Origin of the sequence: Parapedobacter pyrenivorans, from assembly GCF_014636865.1 — a bacterium.
Lineage (GTDB): Bacteria > Bacteroidota > Bacteroidia > Sphingobacteriales > Sphingobacteriaceae > Parapedobacter > Parapedobacter pyrenivorans.
On the sequence record NZ_BMER01000002.1, the window covers coordinates 1 to 24,660 of the forward strand.

A 24,660-nucleotide genomic window follows, 5' to 3' on the forward strand; every position below is an offset into this window, starting at 1 on the left:
GTAGTCCACGTCACCCGTGTTGGTCACCGTGATCGTATACGTCAGCTCATCGCCAGCCTTCACCGACACCTTATCTGCAGCCTTCGTGGAAGTAAATGACTTGGTGGGATCCGTCGGTATTTCCACCTCGGGCTCCTCCGGTGTTTCCGGATCGTCGCCCGTAACCTTGGCTATATTTACAATTTCAGCTATGTCAGTAAGATTGTCGTTGACTTTCACCGCGAACGAAACGGTAATCTCTCCGCCCACCGGAACAGCAACATTGATCCACGTGATCGAATTCGTTGCCGCGTCGTAAACCCCGTTATTTGTAATACTACCTTCAATAAACGTTGTATTCAACGGAATCACGTCGGTTATCGTACGATCCACCACTCGGTCAAATGAGCTCGTAAGCCTGATTGTATAGCGAAGTTCTTCCCCGGCCTGTGCAAGCTGATCGCCACTTTCATCTGAGACCTCTTTTTCACTCATCACCAGGCAATCATCTTTTACTGTTATTGTCTTCGAATAAGTAGCCTCACATGCATTGTCATTGACAACGGCATAATTGATTTCTACTGTTCCGGGAGCTATTGCTGTGACCCTGCCATTGGCATCCACCGCCGCAACGGATTCGTCACTGCTACTCCACGTACCGCCCGACTGTTCTGCCTGCATAAGCGTCGTAGAACCCGGGCACAGTTCATCCCCTCCTTCAAATATGGCATTTGGCGCCGGGTAAACTGTAATCGTAAACGATACCGGGGTTCCCTCACAGCCGGATAGACTGACTGGCACAACGGTTACCGTAGCCGTTTGAATTTGGTCTGTAGAATTGATTGCGACGAAATTGAGACTGCCCTGCCCCGCTCCGTCCAAGCCGATTTCAGTATTATCTATGCTCCAGTTGTATTCCGCTATAGTCCCCAGTTCATCACTGAATACCACTTCAACTTCCTCGTCTACACAAACCTCCAAATCATCTGCTCCAGTGAACTTAAAGCAGCCACTGAGGTCTATATCGAAATCTACACCCCCGAATACAGGTACACCTGTCACATCACATTCGTCATCGCCATCTAAATACGCTTTTATAAAGGAAACATCAAGTTCCTCGCCGGTCAGCTTCCCCTTTCCACTAAGGTTTCCATTGAGCGATACTTGGGGATTGCAATCGTCACTCTGTATTTGCACACAATCATTAATCGTGACACTGTACTCCATCGTCGCTACCACGTCTAATTGATTGTCGGGGAGAATTAGATCTCCGATTTCCCATACCAATACGTTATCTACTATATTCGTCTGTCCTTGCGAAACATTGGATACCTGCATCGTCACGGTATTGGGAATCGGTATCTCTATACGCCCATCAACCACCTCCTCGCTTCCAGTATTTCGAACTTCTAACAAGAAATCAACTGTTGTTCCGGGAGCAAATGTTCCTGACGGCGGTATTGGCGTTATAAGACTATTCAATGGATGTACTTCTGGCTCATAGGCATCTACTGCAAACGTCAAATTGAAGATAACATAGTTATCTCCATTTGTTCCATACTCAAAACTTGTAGTCGTTTGATTATTACCAATAAACTTATTGTTATCATTAGCAACGTCGAACGTCGCAATATCTAGCCCTGCGTTATCTTCGAGTTCTGGCCATCGCTGTCCCTGCGTAACGATGGAAGAGTTGAAGAAATTATTAACATCACTATTTTCATGTTGCAGCCGCTCATAGGAATTGGTAGAGCGATTCATCATGCCAAAGTAGTCACCCAAATCCACTTTATCACCTTCTCCGGCCATCACTCCTAAGGTAAAGTTCACCGGTCCGCTTTTTATGGACTGGAACTCATCAATTTCAATTTCGAAATTATTTTCCGGGGAGTTCGCGCCGCGAACAAATGCATAGCCGTCGTAAACAATTACGTGACGGGTCTTCATCAACGGATTTTCGTATACCACAACCAGTCCCCATCCGCCGAAATACCCAATCCCTAATCCGCCAACATCACTAGTGGCAGTTGTAGCGATGTCTGCGGCATAATAAACACCGTCGCGATGCGATGTGACGTAATCCGTGATATCTGCATATGCGACATACATGCCACGGTTGTTCTCCACGTCATTGGGATCACCTTCGGGAATAAGAACGCCATCCGCAGTAAACTCCTCATAAGCACTACCGTCCTTTTTAAACTTGATTCTGTCCTTTTGAAATCTGTTTTCGATCGTACTGCCGTCCGGCAGCACAGCATCAACAAAGTTATTTTCCGAAGAAGATCGCCCTGTCCAATACAACCCCGCATACAAGATTTGGGTACACGAATTAACCGCCCCGTTTTCATTGGAAAATACCAACGTCGCAGCCGACGAATTAATCGTCGCAACATCATTGTCTACATCTACAAATGTAACTCCGTCGCCATTATGACCAACTTTCCCGCCATAAGGATTGTCCGCGAGCTCCACAACGGTATTACCAAGCATAGCGAAGTTACCCCTTATTGCTGTTGGCGACTTATATTTCGGCTCGAAATCATTCCGAACTTGGGCCCGCAATGCGGTGGGAATCACAAAAAGAATCAACATACACACAAGCAAATATGTTGTTAGTACAGATCGTGGGTCGAAATTTTTCATCTATCTTTTAATAAAAAGGTCATTTGTTCTTGTTGAATTGTTCAACGTGAGATATTCATTCTTCACAAGTAATGGACACAAAGTGAATTATTTCGCCCTATTCAGTCAACTTGGTGTATACGAACGACAGGAAAATGTATTTGAACAGGAATTCATGTAGAAGAAAAACTACATCATGTTCAACGAGGGAAAGGAGATTTGGAACAGGTCTAAAGATGAGTATGGAAGCGTGTTATCGGCAAATCTTCCATACAGCGATAAGGTCCGACAAGGTATTAACACCAAGTTTATTGAATATCCGCTTCTTGTAGGTACTTACAGTGGTTTCTTTCAGGTTCGCTTCCCTTCCAATCTCCGTCAATGGCACTCCTCTTATCAATAAATCCGCAATTTGGAACTCGCGGCGGGATAGTTCATTGAATACGCTTGGTTTTAATGGTTGTTGCTTTGACGGAGCAGTCGAGTGTATCATTTCACCTTGAAAGACCTCTCCGTTCAATGCGGTCTCTATCGCCAACACGATATTACTTACATCGGTGTTCTTGGCCAGAAATCCATTTGTCCCGAAGGCTAAGTATTTCGGACCGTATATTGTCTCGTCCAATTCAGAGAAAATTAGTATACGGGTTTGTGGGCTTATCGATTTAATATGTTCAAGCGTGCCCAATACATGCGCGCTGTCTCCGATCTCAGCGTCGAGCACCACCAAATCATAAGCTTTCTTTGGCAAATCACTCAAAGTTTTCTGAAAATTTTGTGCCTCACTAATGGCCGATTTCGGAAAATGCTGTTGCACCAACCATTTCATTGCTATCCCTACAATTTCATGGCAATAGGTCAGGAAAATATGGTGTTGAACGTTTGCTAAGTTACTTCCCATGCTGATATCGTGGTAATCCTTCTATTCAATTTGCTCAGTCAAAGTTAGTTGGTTAAACAGGTAATTGAAAATGATTGCATGTAAACGCCGCAAAAATGTATATGAACGACAAAAAAACCGCGCCTTTGGGAAGCGCGGTGAAAACAAAATGTAATGAATTTTTCTTTTATATCATATCGCAATTTAATGAAAGAAACAGCTAAGCAAGCCCTTGCAAATGCTTTGGTCCTCGCTATGTTCTATGCCGGTTATCAATTCCGTTTCATGTTGCACGAAGTTGCCGGGTATGATATCCGCATTCATGTTTTCAATCAACGCGCTTACGTCAACCTGCGTAGTTTCCACATGAAATTGTAAACCCAATAGCTGATTTCCAACAGCAAAAGCTTGGTTTTTATTTGCATCAGACGATGCTAAATTGATGGCACCATAGGGTATCTCGAATTTGTCTGCATGCCAATGGAATACCGTAGGGCCGGCAGAAAAAAGCTCGTAAAACCATGGCAGCGCTTTTGACTCCTCGGTGGCAAATACGGGAAACCAGCCTATTTCCTTGTTGAGTGCCGGCTTCACGGCAGCCCCCAACACATGAGCTACTAATTGAGCACCGAGACAGATTCCGAGTATTTTTTTCCCAGCATCAATGGCCTCCCTGATAAACCGCTTTTCATCGACTAACCATTCATATTGGGCTTCGTCGAATACACTCATCGGTCCGCCCAATACAATTAGTGCATCGATAGCTGACATCGTTGGCAATCGGTGTTCCTGTTCAAAAAAACGTGTGGCAGTCACTTGATGACCTTGCTCATTTGCCCACGTCTGGATATATCCCATTCCTTCAAAATGCACGTGCTGGAGACAATGAATATTCATAACGAACTGAAATCAATAATCGATATCCAACAAACTACCCAGTGGCAGCACCACGCCATTCTTGATTTGCAGTGCATCTTCGGTGAGCGTCCAAACAGTCGTTTCGACACGCTTTGGCCCCTCAACGGTCTGAAATGTAATTATCGCTTTGGCCTTAAATTCATTGCCAAGCCGCAATGCACTCCGCAGTTTAGGGCGTAATTCCATCACATGGTCTTCTGAAGCCCTAGCCAACTTGTATTTAGGAATGTCCTCCTTGGGTATTAATTCTCCGGTTGCCATATTATTGATTTGGATAAACAATACTACTGAAATACTCCCGGAATCACAACCGTAGATGTGAAAAATTGCGGTTACATAAGCGATGTCAACGATTTATTTTGCTCATTTGCATTTCTTAATATAATGCAAAGCAAACCATGGGAGTTAGAATTTTATCCATTGCCCTCTTCTTTTGCCTGGTCGGCGCTGGTGTCGAGGCTCAGGAAATAGACAAGGAATTACTATTGAATGACATCAAAACATTATCATCCGATACCTTCGCAGGGCGAAAGCCAGGTACTCAAGGCCACCAACGGGCAATGAACTACCTGACTGCTCGATTTCGTGCGCTGGATTTGAAAGATTTCCGTCAAGGTTATCTTGATACCTTCGAAATAGAAGACCGTCTTAAAGGATATAACGTCATTGGATACATACCCGGTCAGCGCAGAGAAACCATTGTCGTTTCCGCGCATTATGATCACTTAGGAGAGCGCGACGGGAAACGCTATCTTGGTGCGGATGATAATGCCAGCGGCGTATCGGCGTTGTTAGCATTGGCGGCATATTTCAGCGAGCATACCCCAGCGTACACCTTGATTTTTGTCGCATTTGATGCCGAAGAGATGGGCTTACGAGGTGCAAATGCATTCGTAAATAACCCACCCATTCCTTTGGAACACATCCTACTGAACATTAACATGGATATGGTAAGCCGCAGCGACCGTAACGAACTTTATGCTTGCGGCACCTATCATTATCCCCACCTATTGCCATTTATCAACACTGACAATCCAGTCGTCACACTCAAAACGGGGCATGATGAACCCGGAAGCGGACATCAAGATTGGACAACCCAAAGTGACCATGCAGCTTTCCATCGTGTGGGCATCCCGTTCATTTACTTCGGTGTTGAGGATCATCCCGATTACCATACGCCCAATGACACCTATGAACATATCCAGCCTGACTTTTTCTACAATGCCGTCTTAACAATACGGGATATTGTGGAAAGGATCAATCGGAATGCCGACTTACTGAAAACCCGGAATTCGGCTATGTAGCCCACGCTTTATCGCCCTTTTTATAAGGATAGTCCCCCTCATACTTACCTGGAATCTGCACGTAGCGTAATGCCTTCGTAGCACCCAGCTCCGAGGTAAAAAATCCAAGCAACGTCAGTTGTTTAAACAAGTGGAAGTAATGATTAGGATCTTCGTCCGTTCTATTCCGTTGATGCTCTTTGGCTTCTTTGTCGATGGCAGCTAAAAGTTCGGTGCGTTCCGTTGCTTCTAATTCCTGGAATTTACGGCCGAATTTTTCCTTTGCAGCATCTTCTAACTTTGCCAGTCCTTCGACAAACGTCTTTTGGTCATCTGCTGTATAACAATCTTTCACCATTACCGGGATAAACGCCCCCACCCCGGCTTCCTTTGCACCAGGGCTACTCGTAGGGGGCAATATCGTATCCGAGATATCGCCGAGCAAATCTATATTAGCTGGCTCGAATAGGCTTTCGACGCTATTCGTGGCTTTCCGGGTACATCCTTCCAAAAATAGATTGGCACCAACAACGGTTCCGCCCATTATCCATGCGACCCGCGCCAAAGCTTCTCTTCTGTTCATGTCTATCTTAGTTATTTAGCTATTAAAGCTCATTATAAATTTCCCTTTTTCAACTCTTCCGTAGCAAAATCTACTGCACGCGCCGTTAATGCCATATAGGTAAGCGATGGGTTTACACATGCCGCGGAGGTCATACATGCTCCGTCTGTGACGAACACGTTCAGTGCATCCCATACCTGGTTATTCGCATTCAGCACGGAACTCTTGGGGTCCCTTCCCATCCGCGCGGTCCCCATTTCATGGATCCCTTGCCCGAAACCGTAGCCACTATCATACGTAGAAACGTCTTTGACACCAGCTGCCTCAAGCATTTCCTTTCCATCTTCCATCATATCCTTACGCATCTTGAGTTCGTTTTCTTTGATTTCCATATCCATAGCCAACACAGGTAACCCCCATTTGTCCTTCACTTTCTTATCTAAGGAAATCCGATTTTCATGATAAGGCAATGTTTCGCCGAAAGCCGTAAAATTGACAGACCATTCGCCAGGCTCGCACATGGCATCTTTCCACGCGCCCCCAATACTCATCTCGGCGATCTCGCCACCCCAACGCCCCCTGCTGGCAGCTCCCTGATAGCCGAATCCGCGCACATAATCCCGCTTATCATCGCCCACATTTCGAAAACGGGGAATATAGAGTCCATTGGCCCTACGCCCGAAGTAGTACTTGTCTTCGTAGCCTTCAACCCTTCCCCGTGCTCCGCAACGGAAGTGATGGTCCATCGCATTGTGTCCTAGTTCCCCGCTGCTGCTGCCTAATCCGCCTTCCCAGACATCTGTAGCTGAATTCATCAATACCCATGTAGAATTGAATGCAGATGCACATACGAAGACTACTTTAGCGAAATATTCGTAGGTTTGATTATTCTCCGCGTCCACGATCTCTACGCCTTTAGCCTTCTTGGTATCTTTATCATAAAGAATCCGGGTAACGATCGAAAAAGGTCGAAGCGTGAGGTTGCCCGTTGCCACGGCAGCCGGTAGAGTAGACGATTGTGTACTGAAATAGGCACCAAAATTACAGCCAAGCCAGCACTGGTTCTGGTACTGGCAATTTACCCGACCTTCGTGTGGTGCGGTAAGATTGGCAACCCGGCCCATAATAAAATGCCGCTTGCCGCCATAGTGTGTTTTGATGCGCGCGGCCAAATCCTTTTCAACCACATTCATCTCCATGGGCGGAAGGAAATCGCCGTCCGGCAACACAGCCAAACCGTCCCGGTTGCCACTGATACCCGCCCATTTCTCGGCATAACTATACCACGGAGCGATATCGGCGTATCGGATCGGCCAATCCACACCATGCCCATCCTTCAGGTTTGCCTCAAAATCCAAATCACTGAACCGGTAACTCTGGCGCCCCCACATCAACGAGCGCCCACCGACGTGGTATCCGCGATACCAATCAAAACGTTTCACTTCCACATATGGGCTTTCCTTTTCATTCACCCAAAAATCGAGGTTTTTTTCATTGAGTGGGTAATCCCTGCTCAATACCGGATAGTCTTCAATCATCTGCTGGGTGCGTCCGCCACGATGCGGGAATTCCCAAGGATGTTTGGTCGCAGCTGGATAATCTTTTACGTGCTCCACATTGCGGCCACGTTCAAGCATGATGGTTTTCAACCCTTTTTGGGTCAATTCCTTTGCAGCCCAGCCACCGCTGATACCCGATCCGATTACGATCGCATCATATACATTGTCTGCCATAGTTTATTATATAGTTTTGTTTAGTTATATTACGTTAGCCCGCTAACGCTATTATTATGACGTTATTAATTGCGTTTTATTATCCACATGCTCATTATAGAGCCGTACGGGCTTTTTCATCTTTAAAAAAAACGGCGAATAAAAAAAGCACTACTGCTGCGATTCCAGCGGGCACCAGCCATACATTTTGCCAAAAAGGGTCACTCGTATGATTTACTTTGTAATATTCGCTGGCAAAACCGGCTACCCAAAATCCGATCAGTTGCCCTACCCCATACGTAGCCAGCGTAATCAAACCCTGCGCCGAGCTCTTATGTTTTTCACCGGCCTTCGCATCGGTATATATCTGGCCGGACACGAAGAAAAAATCGTAGCATATGCCATGCAATGCAATGCCAACGATTAGCATGTAGGCAAGCTCACCTGCATCCCCATAGGCAAATAGCAAATAACGTATCGCCCAAGCAAACATCCCTAACATAATGGTGTTCTTGAATCCGAATCGGGAGAAAAACACGGGCAACAACAACAGGAAAAAAGCCTCCGACAATTGTCCGATCGTCATTTTACCCGTGGGGTTCGTCAAACCAATTTCAGTAAGGAATAAATTCGCATTTTGGTAGTAAAAGGCAAGTGGAATACAAATGAGAATAGAGGATACGAAAAACACCAAAAAATTCTTATTATTGAGTAATTTGATGGCATCCAGTCCTAATATTTCTGAAAGACTACGCTTTTCTACTGTAGCTTTTTTGACCGGTGGGGTCTTGGGCAGCCAGAAGCTAAATAACCCCAGAACGAATGAAGCAACAGCCGCCATTAAGAACGTGTTTTGAAGCATCCCTTCACCTGTATCCCATTTAAATACGTAACTAATCGTTAGACCGGCGACAATCCATCCTATCGTACCCCAAACCCTTATTGTAGAAAATTCCTTTTCGGGATTCGACATTTGCCTGAACGAAACCGAATTGACCAAGGCCAGCGTCGGCATATACAATACCATGTACGTCAACACATAGGGATAAAAAACGCCCACATGGGTTGCGCTGTACATCTGGAACATTAAAACCGCTCCGACCAAATGCAAAATGCCAAGTATACGCTCCGCATTGAAATACTTATCCGCAATCAAACCGATAATAAAAGGTGCGATTATGGCGCCCCAAGACTGTGTGGAAAAAACATTAGCTGTTTCCAGACCGTCGGCGTTCAGGTTCTGGCTCAGAAATGTCCCCAGTGTCACAAACCATGCTCCCCAAATAAAAAATTCAAGGAACATCATGAAAGACAGTTTAATTCTGGTGATTATATTCATAATGGGCTGTGAAGTTCATACTTGACTGTTAATCAATCAATCGATAAAGTTATCCACTTCACGATAGGCAGCGATTAACTTCACCTCACCTTCCTTACCACCCACCGATTTACCATGTTCCATACCCACAACTCCACGGTATCCCTTGTCATATATATGCCTGAATAGGTTTTTGTAATTAATTTCACCGGTTGTAGGCTCCCGCCTTCCCGGATTGTCACCGGTTTGGAAGTATGCGATTTCATCCCAACACCGGTCAATGTTGGCAATCAGATCGCCTTCGTTGCGTTGCATATGGTACACATCGTAAAGGATCTTGCAAGAAGGACTATTTACCCCTTTGCAAATCAGGTAAGTTTGGGTAGCGGTTCTCAAAAACAGGTCCGGCGTATCACTCAGTGGTTCCAGTACCATGATGATTCCATGCGGTTCTAAAATTTCCGCTCCCCGACGCAACGCCTCGATGACATTTGCTGTCTGAATATCTAATGGTAGATTTCTGGCAAAATCGCCTGGAACCACGGTCGTGAATTTGCCTCCACACCGTTTGGCAAGCTCAATGGCTTGCCGGCAACCTTTGATGAAAACATCAACATGCTCCTGTTTGCCCGCTGCCAGCGTGTTTGCTCCGTTTCCGCCCTTATCCAGTACGAAAACCCCCATATCCATGCCTAGCTTAGCCAATAAAGCACCTATACGCTCCTGCTCTTCGACCGACCGCCCTGAGAAACCGTTGTCTTCTATACTTCGGAACCCCTTATCGTATGCAAACTGGATTTGGTCGAGGATATTCTTTCCCGCATGATTCTCAAACTGGCCTTGATGGGGGCCATAGTTTAGATTGAACGGTCTGTTTTCTTGTCTATTCCGTCTTTCTTCAGAAAAAGCGGATAACGAACCATTGCTGACGACCGCTCCCGTCGCTAACAGCGAGTTACGGATAAATTGACTCCTTCTCATCATAATAATTGTTCTTAAAAGCCTTATGCAACCTGCGTCGGTGCCCTCACCGCGCATAGCCGACACATCTTAATAATTAGTTAATCAACTTTTTAAATCCAACACTCATGGTATCCCTTATGGCGCCAGTTCCATCCCGATAAACTACAAAGACATCCATGTCTTTACGTTTGTTCGCAAACGTTATTGCCTCATCGGCCTTCATAGCCATGATTACGTTATCATATCCGTCAGCCGTGATGGCATCTTTTGCGTAAATGGTCGCACTGATGATACCTGTATCAAAGGGATATCCGGTTTTTGGATCGATATGATGCGATACCCGCCGCGTCCCCTCCTGCAAAAACTTACGGTAATTGCCCGCCGTAGTGATCGCACCTATCCTCACCGTTATCACATCCTGGATGACCACATGCTCGTCACCATTGCGTGCAGGACGCTCAATTCCAATACGCATCGGCTCGCCATCAGGCTTAGGTCCCCTCACCCGCAATTCGCCCCCCAATTCCACGATGTAATGAATTATTCCGTTGCGTTCCAGATGATCTGCCAGCACGTCAACACTATATCCCTGCGCCACGCCATTCATATCCAACTTGATACACGGCTTCTTTTTCGTCAACCGGCGGCCTTTCAACCGAATCATATCCATCCCCACGCAAGCAAGCGCATCATGTATCGCCGCACTATCCGGGAAATGGTTTATTGCTTCCACACCAAAGCCCCAAAGTTGGACCAATGGCGCTACCGTCGGATCAAAAACACCCCTGCTGTCGCGGTATATTTCGAATGATCGCTTAAGCACCCGATAGAAATGCTCGTCAACCATCACTTCCTCTCCAATGCCACCATTGATCTTATTGATCAGCGAATAAGGTTTATATAACGACATGGAGCTATCAATTACTACGAGTATACTATCAACAGCTTCTTTTGAAACTACACGATCTTCTGCATAATAAGTAATGGTGTAGTCCGTACCCTGGGCATACCCCGCAATCTGATATCGTCTTAAACCGGAATCAGTAGCGCTTATCGATATAACCCAACAGGCTATCGCGGCGAGCGGCACCGATCTTTTCCACATGCCCACTATACCACAACAGTCTGTCCGGGTATGGCATACGGATAAATACCACGCTCGTCAGGCAACACCTTCGGCATGGCATCCCAAGCAAAACGCTCGGGCATCAGATCGATGTTAGACTTCAGTGCGTCCTCCCATTTGATTACCTGACCGGAGTAAGTCGCCAATCTACCGATGATACCCGTGAGCGTGCTGTATGCCCCGTATTCGGCGTTATCAAATTTGTACTCTCCTTTTGCTATCGCCTCGAAAAGTTCCACATGTTCGTGTTGGTAAGGATTGGCTTGGCCGCGCTTGGGATGGCTGAATAGCTCATTACCTTTATGATCCCAAAGGACACCGTCATTCCCGGCAGAAAGATATACTCGCCCTTTAGTGCCCTGAAACGTTTCGTCTACCCGATTGGCGGTTCCTTCGAAATGTCGGCACTGGCTATAAATAACCGATCCGTCTGCATAAGTGAGCTCGACGGCGTGGTTGTCATAAATCTCGCCATATTCCTTGCCTGTACGCCATGCACGGCTTCCCGTACCCTGTATGGATACCGGATAACTACCCTTTACCCAATTAACCACGTCAATTTGGTGAACGTGTTGCTCTACAATATGGTCGCCGCATAGCCAATTGAAATAATACCAATTGCGCATCTGGTATTCCATTTCTGTTTGACCGGGCTGGCGCGGGCGCACCCAAACGCCACCGCTGTTCCAATAAACCTGGCCTGATACAATATCACCGATTGCACCATCTTGAATTCGTCGGATCGTTTCCCTGTAGTTGGCCTGGTAACGGCGCTGTAGCCCTACCACTACATTCAGTTTCTTCCGTTTAGCCTCCTCTGCGGCAACCAATACCCTGCGGATGCCCGGGATGTCTACGGCGACCGGCTTTTCCATGAAGACATGCTTGCTCTGCCGCACCGCCTCTTCAAAGTGGATTGGCCTGAATCCTGGTGAGGTAGCTAAAATGACCACATCGGCTAATGGAATGGCCTGTTTATAGGCATCAAAACCAACGAATTTCCGATCTTCAGGCACATCTAATTTGTCCGCATGGCGCTCCGACAGTTTGGTATAAGCCTCGTCCAACCTGTCGCGGAAAGCGTCGGCCAATGCGACGATCTTAATATTGGCACCCGATGCGATTGCATCAAAAGCAGCACCTGTGCCCCTGCCGCCGCAACCAATAACGACAACCTTGATCGTATCGTCCACACTTGCATGTGCGCCCATAAATGGCACACTACTTAACATTGCGCCGCCTGCTAATAGCGCCGACGTCTTCAGAAATTCTCGGCGTTGTCCACCCAAATTTGTTGTATCCATTTGCTTTAGTCTATCTTATGGTTAAAAAATTCATAGGGTATTAAATCAATAATCTTCTATCGGTGCCCGTTCGAAATAGGCTTCGATTTCCGCGTCAGTCGGCGGATTCAACGGCCGCACTAACCGGACACCGATAAACGGAGCTTCGGGAAACCACCAGTTGCTTTTCGGTATCTGCGGATCAAGTTGCTTCCATGACGGGTCGGAAGGCAGACGTGATGCAGACCGAAGGTCCCCGACGGCATCCTCGAACGATCCACCCCGGATACTATGCGGGTATAGTTTTTCCGGTGTGGCCACCGGATTGTCCGCCATAGTATCCTCGAAATGGCTATAGAAATCTACTATATATTGATCATATGTCCACTCGGCCACATTGCCATGCATGTCATACAGTCCCCAAGCGTTAGGCTTTTTTTGGCCTACTTTGTGGGTTTTGTTGCCACTGTTTGCTGCGTACCACGCGTAGTCGCCCAACTCAGCTTCATCGTCCCCAAAATAGTATTCGGTTTCGCTACCCGCGCGGCATGCATATTCCCACTCCGCTTCTGTAGGCAAGCGATAGAATACACCTGTACGCACATACAACCATTTACAAAACTGAATAGCATTATATTGGGTCATCGCCAGGGCCGGATGTCCTTCCTTACCCATGCCGAAGGTCATGTCCAGATAAGGTTTCGTAGGCCGGGTTACTGCGTCCACCTCCGATTCGATACTACCTCCGCTGCGCGACAATTCGAGATCTTTGTAAACAAACGGTTCATACAAATCCCAGGTTACTTCGTAAGTACCCATCCAGAATGGATCTATTTTTACCTGATGTACCGGTTGCTCATCTGCATTACCATGTATGCTCCCCATAGCGTACTCCCCTCCGGAAATCGGCTGCATCGTAAATTTAAGGGCAGTGCCCGCTATTTGTTGGGTATACGGTTTGAAATCTTCTTGAGCTACGGCAACGTTCAGCAACAATAGGCTGGTAAAAAATACAGAATTAACAGACATCTCAGCTATAATCAATAAAAAATTGGTGGCTGAATTTACTGCCTTTTTATTTAAATCCAAAATATACCCGGCATTTTAACAATCGCCTAATCCTATGCTTTCGGCAAACACTTGCATCTTGACGTAAAAAAATCGCCTGCAGTGTGTGATTAATACACTAGGGAAGGAAATCCGGATGTGGAAAACTTTTCTGACTAAAAGAATACCTTAAAACAACACCGGGTCAAATCTCGCTGTAAAATGTCGGAGTGAGGGGGATTCAAAAATTATTTGGTACCCATTAAATTCACGTCTTTTCTTGTAGACTTCCACGATGACTTCTGCTACATAGTCGATGTGGCTTTGTGTATATACCCTTCGGGGAATAGCAAGCCTTACCAATTCCATGGATGGTGGGATCAAACTACCGTCGATCGCATATTTACCAAACATCACGGATCCAATCTCCACGCCTCTTATCCCGCCTTCTAAATACAATGCATTACTCAAGGCTTGACCAGGATATTGGCATACGGGGATATGATCCATGAATCGCTTTGCATCGAGGTATACAGCATGACCTCCCGTGGGTTTAATATAGGGGATACCGAATACATCAAGCTTATCACCTATATACTTGATACTTCTGATCCGATACGTCAGGTAATCCTCTTCCATTACCTCTCGTAAGCCAATGGCTATGGCCTCCAAATCGCGACCGGCCAGCCCACCGTAGGTGAGGAATCCTTCTGTCATAATCAACAGATTCTTGCACTTTTCGGCCAATTGCTCATCCCGTATCCCAATGAATCCACCAATGTTTGCAAAAGCATCCTTTTTTGCACTCATTATGCAACCGTCTGTATGGGAAAACATCTCCTGCGCAATTTCCAGGATACTTTTTGTTTCGTAACCCGCTTCACGTAGCTTAATAAAATAGGCGTTCTCAGCAAACCTAGATGCATCAATAAATAGTGGTATCTGATATTGCTTGCATAGTGCACTCACTTCGCGAATATTACGCATGCTCACCGGCTGGCCACCGCCCGAGTTGTTGGTTACGGTGAGCATCACCATCGAGCTATCGGCAATGCCCTTGTCGACGATGAAAGACTGCAACGCCGAAATGTCTAAATTGCCTTTAAACGGAGCGTCCAATGCCGGATCCATACCTTCCGTACAACGGAAGTCAACTCCCTCTGCTCCCGAAAATTCTACGTTGGCCCGAGTCGTATCAAACAGTGTATTGCTAAGTACATATTTACCAATACCCCCCACTATTGTAAACAGGATTTTCTCTGAAGCTCGGCCTTGATGTGTCGGGATGATAAACGGCATGCCGGTAATCTGTTTGACAACCTCTTCAAAACGAAAGAAGCTGTCGCTCCCTGCGTAACTTTCGTCCCCGCGCATGACACCGGCCCATTGTTCGCTGCTCATAGCGCTGGTACCGCTGTCCGTTAACAAATCGATGATTACATCCCTAGCTTTAATTAAAAAGGGATTATAATGGGCCTGCCTTAAAATATGGGCACGTTCGTCACGTGTGGTAAAATAAATCGGCTCTACTGTTTTAATCTTAAAAGGTTCGATGATCGTATTCATGCGAAAAAACATTAAACATTACGTATAGATAAACTGAAAAAACAACGCGGCCCGCTTTATTAAAAGCAGGCCGCGAAAATTTCAACATTCAGCTATGACGGTTGTTTGATGATGTTCTTCCACATACTTGGCATAGCTAACGTTGCTAGAGTTTACGTTTAACTTCCACTTGTTCATATGCCTCGATAATATCGCCCTCTTTGATATCGTTGAAGTTCTGAATATTTAATCCACATTCGTAACCAGTGGAAACTTCCTTCACGTCGTCCTTAAATCGTTTGAGCGACGCCAACTGTCCGGTATGTACAACTACACCATCTCGAATCACACGGATACTGTGATTGCGGTTGATTTTTCCGTCCAGCACCATACAGCCGGCAATCGTACCTACTTTGGTGATCTTAAAGGTCTCCCGAATTTCCACATTCGCCACAATTTTCTCTTCATATTTCGGCTCCAACATACCTTCCATCGCTGCCTTAACCTCCTCGATCGCGTCGTAGATAATCGAATATAGCCTGATATCGATCTGCTCTTGCTCGGCCAGTTTCCGGGCACTTGTAGAAGGTCTCACCTGGAAACCAATGATTATGGCATCAGAAGCTGAGGCTAACAAGACATCCGATTCAGAGATCTGGCCGACCGATTTATGGATAACGTTAACTTGGATTTCCTCCGTTGACAATTTGAGCAGGGAATCCGACAACGCTTCAATGGAACCATCCACGTCGCCTTTGACAATAACATTAAGTTCCTTGAAGTTCCCAATGGCCAGTCGTCTTCCGATTTCATCCAACGTGATATGCTTTTGGGTACGCAAGCCCTGTTCACGTTGCAGCTGTAATCTTTTGTTAGCTACCTGTCGTGCCTCCACCTCACTTTCCATTTCATAAAACTTATCTCCGGCCGTAGGTGCACCAGACATCCCCAGTATTTGTACCGGGGTTGCAGGCCCAGCTTCTGTCACCTTCTGCCCGCGCTCATTGTATAGCGCCTTCACCTTTCCGCTATGGGATCCTGCTAATATAGGTGCTCCCACCCTAAGTGTTCCCGATTGAATCAATACAGTGGTAACGATACCCCTGCCTTTATCGAGGCTTGCCTCAATTACCGAACCAACAGCGCGCTTACCGGGATCTGCCGTCAATTCGAGCATCTCGGCTTCAAGCAGAACTTTTTCCAGCAATAAATCTACATTCTCACCTGTTTTACCAGATATTTCCTGGCATTGGTATTTACCACCCCAATCTTCAACCAGAATATTCATCGTAGACAACTGCTCACGAATCTTGTCAGCACTTGCACCGGGTTTGTCTATTTTAGTAAAGGCAAATACGATAGGCACACCTGCCGCCTGTGCGTGATTGATCGCTTCCTTTGTCTGGGGCATCACACTGTCATCAGCGGCGATTACGATGATTGCGATATCTGTTACTTTTGCACCGCGAGCACGCATCGCCGTAAAGGCTTCGTGGCCAGGCGTATCCAAAAACGTCAGTTTACGCCCATCATCAAGGGTCACCTCATAGGCGCCAATATGTTGGGTTATTCCCCCTGCTTCGCCACCGATCACATTCGTCTTACGGACATAGTCAAGTAGGGAAGTCTTACCGTGGTCTACGTGGCCCATTACCGTCACAATAGGTGCACGGGGTATAAGATTCTCTGGGTTATCGGACTCCTCGAGTTCGGTGTTTTCTTCATCCTCCGGCTTCACAAACTCGATTTCATAACCAAATTCATCAGCAACAATCGCAATAGTTTCAGCATCCAGCCGCTGATTGATTGAGACAAAAAGCCCCAAGCTCATACAGGTAGCTATGATCTGCGTCACTTGCACACCCATCATATTGGCTAGGTCATTTGCTGTTACAAACTCAGTGACCCTCAGTACCTTGGACATCATTTCCTGTTCCAAAGCCGCCTCTTCTGCCGATTGAGCAATATCATCGCGCTTCTGACGACGAAGTTTCGCTCGCTGCGCAAATTTACCGGATTTACCTGCGCCACTAAGACGTGCAAGCGTTGCCTTTATTTGATCCTGTATTTCCTTTTCGGTTGGCTCTTCCCTATTCTCAGTGGTATGCCGGGGTTTGCCCTTGAAGTCCGGGCGTCCTTTGGGCCCTCCATGCTGGCCGGGAGTAGTGGTTCCCGGACGTTGTTGAGTTGTCGGCTTATCTTTACGTTTGCGCTTGCGCTTCTGATCCTGGGATGAAATGCCAGAAGAACTGGAAGAAGCAACCGGCTTTTCTTTTGGCTGATGCGCGGCCAAGTCAATACGGCCAACCACGTTAGGCCCGGTTAGACGCTGTGCTCGTGCCCGTATTACGTCACTATGGGGTTGGCGTACATTTTCTTTAATGTCAGCTTTTCCTTCTTCCTGCTTAGCCGCAACCTGTGGTACTTCCGGTATAGGCTCAACTGCTGTTGTTTCAGCAACAACGGGTTGTTGTTCCGGCTTCTCTTCAACGGGTTCTTTACTTGACTCCTCCACTTCCGGAACCTTTGTTTCTGCAGGCACAGGTTCCTCCTGTATATTTACAGGTTCTTTCTGCACATCAGCTTCCGAAGGCAAAGGAACCCCTTTCTCCGTTATTTCTTCCTTAGGCGTTTCCTTCTGAGGTTTCCCGCCCTTGAGATTTGCCAAATCTATCTTGCCGACGATCTTCATGCCCGATACATGCGGCTTTTCTTCTACTTGCGATACCTCATCTTTTTCTTGATCTTTATCCTTATCTTGATCAGGTGTGGGCACCTGGCGCTCTTCCGGAGTAAATGCACCAGTATTCTTGATCAGAATTTCTTCTGTATCACTGTCTCTCTGTGGTTTTTGCACAACGCTCTCCGAAGGTGACTCATCACGACGGATTTTACCAATGATAATTTGGTTGGCTTCTTCCTTCACAATCTTGTCACCTTGAAACTCCCGTAAAAGAACATCATAGGTGTCGCTGTCCAACTTGGTTCCTGGCTTGGATTCGATTTCATAACCGCTTTTGGCCAAAAAATCGACAGCAGTGCCTATACCAATGTTCAGTTCCTTTGCTGCTTTCAGTAATGTTATGCTCTTACCTTCTGACATTTAATTTATTTACCTCTCGTTTTTTGTGCTGATACAAAAGTATATTTTTTTAAGCGTTTATCGGCAAAGAATTAAAAAAGCGTGGCCGTAGGCGTATCCTGTCGACAACTTTACTCAAATTCAGCCTGCAACACTTGAATGATTTCTTGGATGGTATTTTCCTCCAAATCGGTACGTCTCGCTAAATCTTCTACCGAAAGCGCTAGCACCGATTTTGCCGTATCCAAGCCTACCCGTTTCAGTTCATCGATGATCCAACCATCAATTTCATCTGCAAATTCTTCAATATCCACATCCTCCTCTATCTCTTCTGCCTCGCGATAAACATCTATTTCATAGCCTGTAAGCTTACCGGCAAGCTTGATATTGTGCCCCCCACGTCCAATGGCTAATGACACTTGGTCAGATTTAAGATAGACCGCCGCGGTCTTATGCTCGTCATCCAACTTTATCGATCCGATGCGAGCCGGACTTAATGCCCTTTGAATATACAATTGGGTATTATTCGTATAATTAATAACGTCGATGTTTTCATTGCGAAGCTCACGGACAATACCGTGGATGCGGGAACCTTTCATGCCGACACAAGCACCCACTGGGTCAATGCGGTCGTCATAAGATTCAACGGCCACTTTAGCGCGCTCACCCGGCTCACGGACAATCTTCCTGATGGTAATCAGCCCGTCGAATATCTCGGGCACTTCCAGCTCAAAAAGGCGCTGTAAAAACGCCGGAGCCGTGCGTGAAATAATAATCCGTGGATTGGCATTGACCATTTCGACTTTATCAACCACCGCCCGGATGGTATCACCTTTTTTGAAATAGTCGGCAGGAATCTGTTCTGTCTTAGGCAAAATCAGTTCATTGCCATCGTCATCGAGTACCAAGGTTTCCTTTTTCCATATTTGGTACACCTCTCCGGTAATTAATTCACCTTCCCTGTCTTTATATTTCTTAAATACTTCGTCTTTCTCTAATTCCAGGATTTTGGAAACCAAGGTCTGCCTCGCGGCTAAGATTGCCCTGCGTCCAAAGCTCTCCAACGTGATTTCCTCGATGTAGTCATCGCCCACCTCAAGATCCGGATCAAATTTCCGCGCATCAGTCAATTCGATTTCCAAATCGTCATCTTCGGAAAACTCATCTTCCACGACTACGCGTGTACGCCAAATTTCCAAATCGCCGTTGTCTGGATTGACAATAACGTCGCAATTTTCATCGGTACCATACTTCCTACGGATCATGCTACGGAACACCTCTTCCAGCACACTGATGACCGTAGGGCGGTCGATGTTTTTGAACTCTTTAAATTCTTGAAAAGAGTCAATGAGATTGATATTGTTGCTCATTTTACTTAAATGAAATTAACACCTTTATTGTTGTGATGTTTTCAAAGGGAATATTACGTTGACTTTCAACAGCCTTCTTCCCCTTCTCTTTTATTTTTTCAGCGATGGCAATGTACGCTTCCGTTACTTCGAGCAATTTGCCCTCCTTTGTCACCCCATCCTGCAATCCAACCTGGATAAACCTTCCAATGTTCTTTCGATATTGCCTCGTCGAGGTAAGCGCCGTATCTACCCCCGGTGATGACACCTCCAATCGGTAAGCATGGGAAATCGCATCCTCCTCTTCCAATTGGAAACCCACATAACGGCTTATTGCTACACAGTCTTCGATACTCACACCATTATCACCATCAACCAACACCTCTAATTTGCCACTTGGGTGCATTTTTACACCCACTAAAAACAGGTCTTCCCTGTCGGCAATTTTTTCTTCAACCAATGCGGTAACTCTGTCTTCTATTGAAAATGCCACGCTTTATGAACTAGTAACCATGAAAAAAGGGGACTAAAGCTGTCCCCTCTTTTTCAAGATGATGCAAAGATAAATAAAATCTTTGAAAATCAAAATTCTGCTCACTCCAATTCCTATCGCTTTTCCACCACAGTACTTATCGTTTTTTGCATTTGGGCCATCATAGCAGTAAGTGTTTCCATAGTGGGCTCCGGATTTGGCTCCGGCAGCTGTGTACTGATATATGCCTTAGCTCTCCATACCTCCAGGATATCGTCAGAGGGCACCCAATACGGTTCATAACTCTTATTGTCGGAAACCAGCTTCAATCCCTTATCATCCTTATATTTGAAAGCCACCCGTTTGTAGACTACGCCCTCGTTGTTCGAAATGATTACATAGGTCTGGCCCGGCTTCACTTCATTCCAGTTTTCAACGTACTCCGCAATCACAATACTACCGGGCTGCAAAGGCAACATGGAATCCCCCTTGATTTCAAAAGCCCGGTACGTACCCTGTCTAAACATCGGCAAACTAAACTTTGGAAGATCAGAAATATACTCTGGATCGGCGTACCCGTTTAGATATCCCGCACTGGCTTTTACCGGCACCAATTCAATGTTTTCCTTGTCATCGCCGTCTACCGTAATGCTTAGCACTCGGACGCTGGCCGCATTGCCCCGAGGAGTAGGCTTCCACTTGTCATTGATCGTATCGTTCGCAAGCTCATCCATTGTCAACTCATAGAAATCGGCAATTTTCTTTAGCAATTCGTATTTCGGCTCCGCCCGACTCTCTTCATAAGCACCGACGGAAGCGCGCTTGATGGCCATTTCATCCGCAAATTGTTGTTGGGTAAGCCGCTTTTTCTTGCGGAGGTATTTAAGGTTATTAGCAATATTCGACATAAAAATAAAAATAAATTTGAATAGACTAAATAAGTTAGTATTATTGTGCCAATAAAGTTAGTAATTTTTTTAGAGCTGCAAAATATAAACGTTAAATAATTTTCAACATCATGAGCAATTACATCTATGTACTGACCGATTGCAACCGAACTTGCCTGCATGTAGGCATGACAGATAGCCTCCAAAAGGCGGTAAACACCTACAAAGAGTTATCTGGCATTTTTTTAGACACCTGTGCAAAAGTATCCAGATTAGTGTACCATGAGACGCTTCCTACGGAAGAAGCCGCCGCGCGCCGGTTTAAGGAATTGACTAGGTATACCCGTATGCAAAAAGAAAAGCTAATACGGAAGCACAACCCCAATTGGTCAGATTTAGGATCGGTCAGACCGCTCCATAGCGCGCGACCCACGACGTTGCTGAACACCAGCTTGCGCCCCTAACTAATCACGCCGCACGGGATATCCGTACGATGCTACCAACCAGGAGCAAAATTCAGCCCAAATGTGCCAAAGCGTACGTCCGAACGTTGAAAAGGAAACGCATAATACGGCTCAAGTATCATAGCCCCAAAAAGATTGACGCGCAGGGAAACGCCGGCACTCAATGCAGGAATTCGCTCGTAAACTTCAATCGGCGGTAAATTGGGATCATTGGGATTGGGACTCGATTCGATTAGACGGGGCGTACTTCTAAAGGCAACTTTAGAATCGCTATTCCAAGCCAAACCAGCATCAAAAAATAAATTCAGATCAGAGAACAGCATACCAGATCGTATAACCGCAAGTTTTTCAGGCCCGGTAAAAGGTAGCCGGAGTTCGAGATTGAGCACTGCAATACGGGTACCCATCAGACTATTGAAATTGAAACGTCCGGTACTGTTACGAAATGAGGAGCTCTCATAGCCACGTATGAGGTGCGGATAACCCAAAAACAAGGGATACAATGCATTTTCATGTTTACCGGCCCTCATGTATGTGTATGCCCTAGCGGCGATCGTAACGGGCTGATACCGATTATACTTGCGCACATCGAACGTATAAGCGGTAAAGTTGTAGTCGCCGAAGTACTGCTCCGCTCCAACCCGGTAACGGTACCCCTGCAAAGGCGCTGCTATACCGAATACCGCATTATCACCCACAAATGATGTATTTACCTGTTGGATGGTGAAGGCATTAAAATTACCACCGAAAGCCTGACTAGCCTCTTCATTGGATACTTTATCTCTACCCCCGTAGCCATAGTAGTAGCTTTGCCACCATCGATCTACGCGGTAACTGTATCGCGCGATAGCACCCCCCAATTCAAAACGATGGTGCCGCGAAAACGGATAGGCCCCAAATGCCTCAGCTTGTTGCTGAAACGTACGAATGATATAGGTATCCAAAATTGTCTCCTCACCATTGCCTACGTCCCTTACATCGTAAAAGGAAAATCCAGACATATACGGGATATGCGAAATGGCACCGCCCCAATTGATCCGACTCTTCTGATTAATATACGCAACTTGGCCGCCAAAATCGTAGATTTCGCCGTTGATGGACAATGCGGCAAAAATCTGATTGTGCCCAAGGATATCCGAAAACATCCCCTGGATACCGCTGGATATACCCGCCCCGTAGCGGCTACCCACTGCCAATCCCATTCCGCTGTTCGCTAAATAATCCAACTTAAAATTGGGCTTATAGGAAACCGACGAAATACGACCATCCCCAATTCGCTGAAATAGGTTGAAATTACTGAGATTGGCATTGACGACATCTACGCCGAGATTTTCAGGCGGGGGTAGCATTGCGGCGTCAAAATTCACCACATAAGGATCCACTTCCACGCCTTTAAATTCGGCTTCTTTGGCGTTGTAAAGTGAATAACCATTATTGCGGAAGTATGAGTACAACACGTCACCCTTGGACGATAGGCTCAATGCGGGCGAATACTCTGTAATGCCGCTGATTCCAGTAAAATACTGAGTCAATCGCTCTACTTTGCCGCCTTTGAGGGTGTACCGGTACATGTTTCGGAAACCATCACTGTTGGAAAGAAAATAAACCTGGCTATCATCCGCCGAAAATTGAGGGTTCAGGTTATTGGCCCCCTGAAACACGTTGATATTCGAAATTGCCCGTGTCTCCACATCGATTACTGCAATATTCATCGGAATATCAACACTTCTCGAATCCGATTGAAGCGATACCCGATCCGTACTAAATACGATGCGCTTGCCATCGCGCGAGAACGCAGGCTGATAATCAGAATAACTATCGTTGGTTAACTGGGTAAGTACTTTGGTCGCGATGTTATAGAGGTAAATATCACTGTGGCCATTTTTCAACCCTGAAAACGCAACGGTCTCCCCATCGGGTGACCATGCAATATTGGCAAATTCCGAAATGTCACCCATCGCCTCCAATAGCAATTGCTTGCCCGTCTGCACATCCACTACCATAAGTCGGCTTTTGCCACGACTAAAAACGCTGAAGGCAAACTTGCGGCTATCCGGTGAAAACGCGCCCGACGATTCGATAAAGCTATATTCATCGATATCCTCATTGGTCAGCTTACTACTCAATCGCCTGATATTTCCACCAGTTTCCGCATCAGCTAAGAATAGGTCTATACTAAACAGGCTTTTTTCCGAAAGAAACGCGATGTGCTTACCATCCGGTGAAATTGCAGGCGAAACATTCATCCGACCGGAATTACCCGTATTGATGATGGACCTCCCCACTGGCTTTACAGCGGTGTCTACCGGCAGACTGCGATAAGCATTAATCATGCTGTTCTTCCAAAGGTTGGAGAGTGTCTGTGAATCGTAACCGAATACGCGCCTGATCCCCATTTCATAGCCGTACATCGCCGTTGCCTTAAATAACGGCATGATAACCGTATCACCGTAAGTAGACCCAATGTAGGACCAAAAAGCCTGCCCGTATCGATAAGGGAAATACCGATTCATATTTTCAGTCATGGCCTTCAGTGAAGGGATATCGTTATTCAGGTATGCATCCCGCATCCACATGGCCGTAAATGCGTCCTTTTTACCGATAGAAAAATATTCTGCCATTCCCTCTACCATCCACAGCGGAATATTCCCGATGTTCTCCAAGCGGGTAGAATCCCCACCTTCCATCAGTATGCGGTATTGAAATGCGTGGACCAACTCGTGCCCAAGTACATGCCGCGTTTGATGATTGATTTGCATCACTGGCATCACCACACGCGTCTTAAATGCCTCGGTGACACCGCCCGTACCTACACCGATCTCCCCTTGCACCGTAGTGGTCTGCTGAAACTCTGGGTGATTGCTATACAGAATGATCGGATTCTTACGCAAAAAAGTATCCCGGAAAACCTGCTGATGTAATTCATACCAGACTTCACTTTCCTTAGCCAACCACCTCACCAGTGTGTCGTTTTCCAGATAATAGTGCAGGTTGAAATGCGGGGTCTCATACACCTTGAATTTAAGCGATTTATATCGCATTTTATTCTGCCCAAAATATTGGGCCTGCACATGCACGGCAATCGAGCTAAACAGCAATAAACAGCAGATATTTAGCAATGAAAGCTTGACAAATCGATTAAGGTAAGTCATGGAAAAATGGGTG

The 24,660-nt window shown here is 46.2% G+C and carries 19 protein-coding genes; 2 read left to right on the forward strand and 17 right to left on the reverse strand.

What is annotated here, in order from left to right; all coding sequences use genetic code 11:
- The 4 genes from IEV98_RS11845 to IEV98_RS11860 all read right to left on the reverse strand — a co-directional run.
- Positions 1-2,574 (reverse strand): Ig-like domain-containing protein (locus IEV98_RS11845; RefSeq protein WP_188506227.1); only part of this gene is annotated, 2,574 nt, incomplete at its 3' end.
- A gap of 283 nt (positions 2,575-2,857) precedes the next feature.
- Complete coding sequence (locus IEV98_RS11850; protein WP_188506228.1) at positions 2,858-3,505, reverse strand: response regulator transcription factor; 648 nt, start codon at positions 3,503-3,505, stop codon at positions 2,858-2,860.
- Between the two features lie 183 nt (positions 3,506-3,688).
- Positions 3,689-4,381, reverse strand: a complete 693-nt coding sequence (locus tag IEV98_RS11855; RefSeq protein ID WP_188506229.1) for a type 1 glutamine amidotransferase — start codon at positions 4,379-4,381, stop codon at positions 3,689-3,691.
- A 12-nt stretch (positions 4,382-4,393) separates the two neighbouring features.
- Positions 4,394-4,663 carry a hypothetical protein gene (locus tag IEV98_RS11860; RefSeq protein ID WP_188506230.1) on the reverse strand — a complete coding sequence of 90 codons (270 nt, stop codon included), beginning with the start codon at positions 4,661-4,663 and terminating at the stop codon, positions 4,394-4,396.
- Between the two features lie 137 nt (positions 4,664-4,800).
- Between IEV98_RS11860 and IEV98_RS11865 the strand changes: the two genes are divergently transcribed.
- A complete protein-coding gene (locus IEV98_RS11865; protein ID WP_188506231.1) occupies positions 4,801-5,706 on the forward strand; it encodes a M28 family peptidase in 906 nt (301 codons plus the stop codon).
- On the opposite strand, the gene IEV98_RS11870 is transcribed toward IEV98_RS11865, so the two are convergent.
- The 12 genes from IEV98_RS11870 to IEV98_RS11925 form a co-directional block, all read right to left on the reverse strand.
- A complete protein-coding gene (locus IEV98_RS11870; RefSeq protein WP_188506232.1) occupies positions 5,699-6,268 on the reverse strand; it encodes a gluconate 2-dehydrogenase subunit 3 family protein in 570 nt (189 codons plus the stop codon). The genes IEV98_RS11865 and IEV98_RS11870 overlap by 8 nt on opposite strands.
- 32 nt (positions 6,269-6,300) lie before the next feature.
- Positions 6,301-7,980 (reverse strand): GMC oxidoreductase, encoded by a 1,680-nt coding sequence (locus IEV98_RS11875; protein WP_188506233.1) that lies wholly within the window; start codon positions 7,978-7,980, stop codon positions 6,301-6,303.
- A 94-nt stretch (positions 7,981-8,074) separates the two neighbouring features.
- On the reverse strand, positions 8,075-9,298 hold the full coding sequence (locus tag IEV98_RS11880) for an MFS transporter (protein WP_188506234.1): 1,224 nt from the start codon (positions 9,296-9,298) through the stop codon (positions 8,075-8,077).
- Between the two features lie 36 nt (positions 9,299-9,334).
- The gene (locus IEV98_RS11885; protein WP_307726855.1) at positions 9,335-10,261 is read right to left on the reverse strand and encodes a hydroxypyruvate isomerase family protein; all 927 of its coding nucleotides are present in this window, start codon (positions 10,259-10,261) and stop codon (positions 9,335-9,337) included.
- A 73-nt stretch (positions 10,262-10,334) separates the two neighbouring features.
- Entirely contained in the window at positions 10,335-11,345 is a 1,011-nt protein-coding gene (locus tag IEV98_RS11890) for an FAD:protein FMN transferase (RefSeq protein WP_188506235.1), read from the reverse strand.
- 5 nt (positions 11,346-11,350) lie between these two features.
- The gene (locus IEV98_RS11895; RefSeq protein WP_188506236.1) at positions 11,351-12,670 is read right to left on the reverse strand and encodes a Gfo/Idh/MocA family protein; all 1,320 of its coding nucleotides are present in this window, start codon (positions 12,668-12,670) and stop codon (positions 11,351-11,353) included.
- Positions 12,671-12,715: 45 nt separating this feature from the next.
- Positions 12,716-13,678: a formylglycine-generating enzyme family protein gene (locus IEV98_RS11900; RefSeq protein ID WP_188506237.1), complete on the reverse strand. Its 963-nt coding sequence runs from the start codon at positions 13,676-13,678 to the stop codon at positions 12,716-12,718.
- Positions 13,679-13,885: 207 nt separating this feature from the next.
- Positions 13,886-15,262 carry a tryptophanase gene (locus tag IEV98_RS11905; protein ID WP_188506238.1) on the reverse strand — a complete coding sequence of 459 codons (1,377 nt, stop codon included), beginning with the start codon at positions 15,260-15,262 and terminating at the stop codon, positions 13,886-13,888.
- Between the two features lie 145 nt (positions 15,263-15,407).
- Positions 15,408-18,344, reverse strand: a complete 2,937-nt coding sequence (gene infB, locus IEV98_RS11910; protein WP_188506239.1) for a translation initiation factor IF-2 — start codon at positions 18,342-18,344, stop codon at positions 15,408-15,410.
- A 110-nt stretch (positions 18,345-18,454) separates the two neighbouring features.
- Positions 18,455-19,693: a transcription termination factor NusA gene (gene nusA / locus IEV98_RS11915; protein ID WP_188506240.1), complete on the reverse strand. Its 1,239-nt coding sequence runs from the start codon at positions 19,691-19,693 to the stop codon at positions 18,455-18,457.
- A gap of 1 nt (position 19,694) precedes the next feature.
- Positions 19,695-20,165 carry a ribosome assembly cofactor RimP gene (gene rimP / locus IEV98_RS11920; protein ID WP_188506241.1) on the reverse strand — a complete coding sequence of 157 codons (471 nt, stop codon included), beginning with the start codon at positions 20,163-20,165 and terminating at the stop codon, positions 19,695-19,697.
- Positions 20,166-20,278: 113 nt separating this feature from the next.
- Positions 20,279-21,052: a LexA family transcriptional regulator gene (locus IEV98_RS11925; protein ID WP_188506242.1), complete on the reverse strand. Its 774-nt coding sequence runs from the start codon at positions 21,050-21,052 to the stop codon at positions 20,279-20,281.
- 110 nt (positions 21,053-21,162) lie between these two features.
- Between IEV98_RS11925 and IEV98_RS11930 the strand changes: the two genes are divergently transcribed.
- Complete coding sequence (locus IEV98_RS11930; RefSeq protein ID WP_188506243.1) at positions 21,163-21,495, forward strand: GIY-YIG nuclease family protein; 333 nt, start codon at positions 21,163-21,165, stop codon at positions 21,493-21,495.
- Positions 21,496-21,527: 32 nt separating this feature from the next.
- Here IEV98_RS11930 and IEV98_RS11935 read toward each other — a convergent pair whose 3' ends face one another.
- Positions 21,528-24,647, reverse strand: coding sequence for a DPP IV N-terminal domain-containing protein (locus IEV98_RS11935; RefSeq protein ID WP_188506244.1), 3,120 nt, complete (start codon positions 24,645-24,647; stop codon positions 21,528-21,530).
- Positions 24,648-24,660 lie beyond the last annotated feature (13 nt).

Coding starts and splice junctions, on each gene's coding strand:
- IEV98_RS11850 (WP_188506228.1), bottom strand. CDS start 3,505: ATGGGAAGTAACTTAGCAAACGTTCAACACCATATTTTCCTGACCTAT.
- IEV98_RS11855 (WP_188506229.1), bottom strand. CDS start 4,381: ATGAATATTCATTGTCTCCAGCACGTGCATTTTGAAGGAATGGGATAT.
- IEV98_RS11860 (WP_188506230.1), bottom strand. CDS start 4,663: ATGGCAACCGGAGAATTAATACCCAAGGAGGACATTCCTAAATACAAG.
- IEV98_RS11865 (WP_188506231.1), top strand. CDS start 4,801: ATGGGAGTTAGAATTTTATCCATTGCCCTCTTCTTTTGCCTGGTCGGC.
- IEV98_RS11870 (WP_188506232.1), bottom strand. CDS start 6,268: ATGAACAGAAGAGAAGCTTTGGCGCGGGTCGCATGGATAATGGGCGGA.
- IEV98_RS11875 (WP_188506233.1), bottom strand. CDS start 7,980: ATGGCAGACAATGTATATGATGCGATCGTAATCGGATCGGGTATCAGC.
- IEV98_RS11880 (WP_188506234.1), bottom strand. CDS start 9,298: ATGAATATAATCACCAGAATTAAACTGTCTTTCATGATGTTCCTTGAA.
- IEV98_RS11885 (WP_307726855.1), bottom strand. CDS start 10,261: ATGATGAGAAGGAGTCAATTTATCCGTAACTCGCTGTTAGCGACGGGA.
- IEV98_RS11890 (WP_188506235.1), bottom strand. CDS start 11,345: ATGTGGAAAAGATCGGTGCCGCTCGCCGCGATAGCCTGTTGGGTTATA.
- IEV98_RS11895 (WP_188506236.1), bottom strand. CDS start 12,670: ATGGATACAACAAATTTGGGTGGACAACGCCGAGAATTTCTGAAGACG.
- IEV98_RS11900 (WP_188506237.1), bottom strand. CDS start 13,678: ATGTCTGTTAATTCTGTATTTTTTACCAGCCTATTGTTGCTGAACGTT.
- IEV98_RS11905 (WP_188506238.1), bottom strand. CDS start 15,262: ATGAATACGATCATCGAACCTTTTAAGATTAAAACAGTAGAGCCGATT.
- infB (WP_188506239.1), bottom strand. CDS start 18,344: ATGTCAGAAGGTAAGAGCATAACATTACTGAAAGCAGCAAAGGAACTG.
- nusA (WP_188506240.1), bottom strand. CDS start 19,693: ATGAGCAACAATATCAATCTCATTGACTCTTTTCAAGAATTTAAAGAG.
- IEV98_RS11925 (WP_188506242.1), bottom strand. CDS start 21,052: ATGTCGAATATTGCTAATAACCTTAAATACCTCCGCAAGAAAAAGCGG.
- IEV98_RS11930 (WP_188506243.1), top strand. CDS start 21,163: ATGAGCAATTACATCTATGTACTGACCGATTGCAACCGAACTTGCCTG.
- IEV98_RS11935 (WP_188506244.1), bottom strand. CDS start 24,647: ATGACTTACCTTAATCGATTTGTCAAGCTTTCATTGCTAAATATCTGC.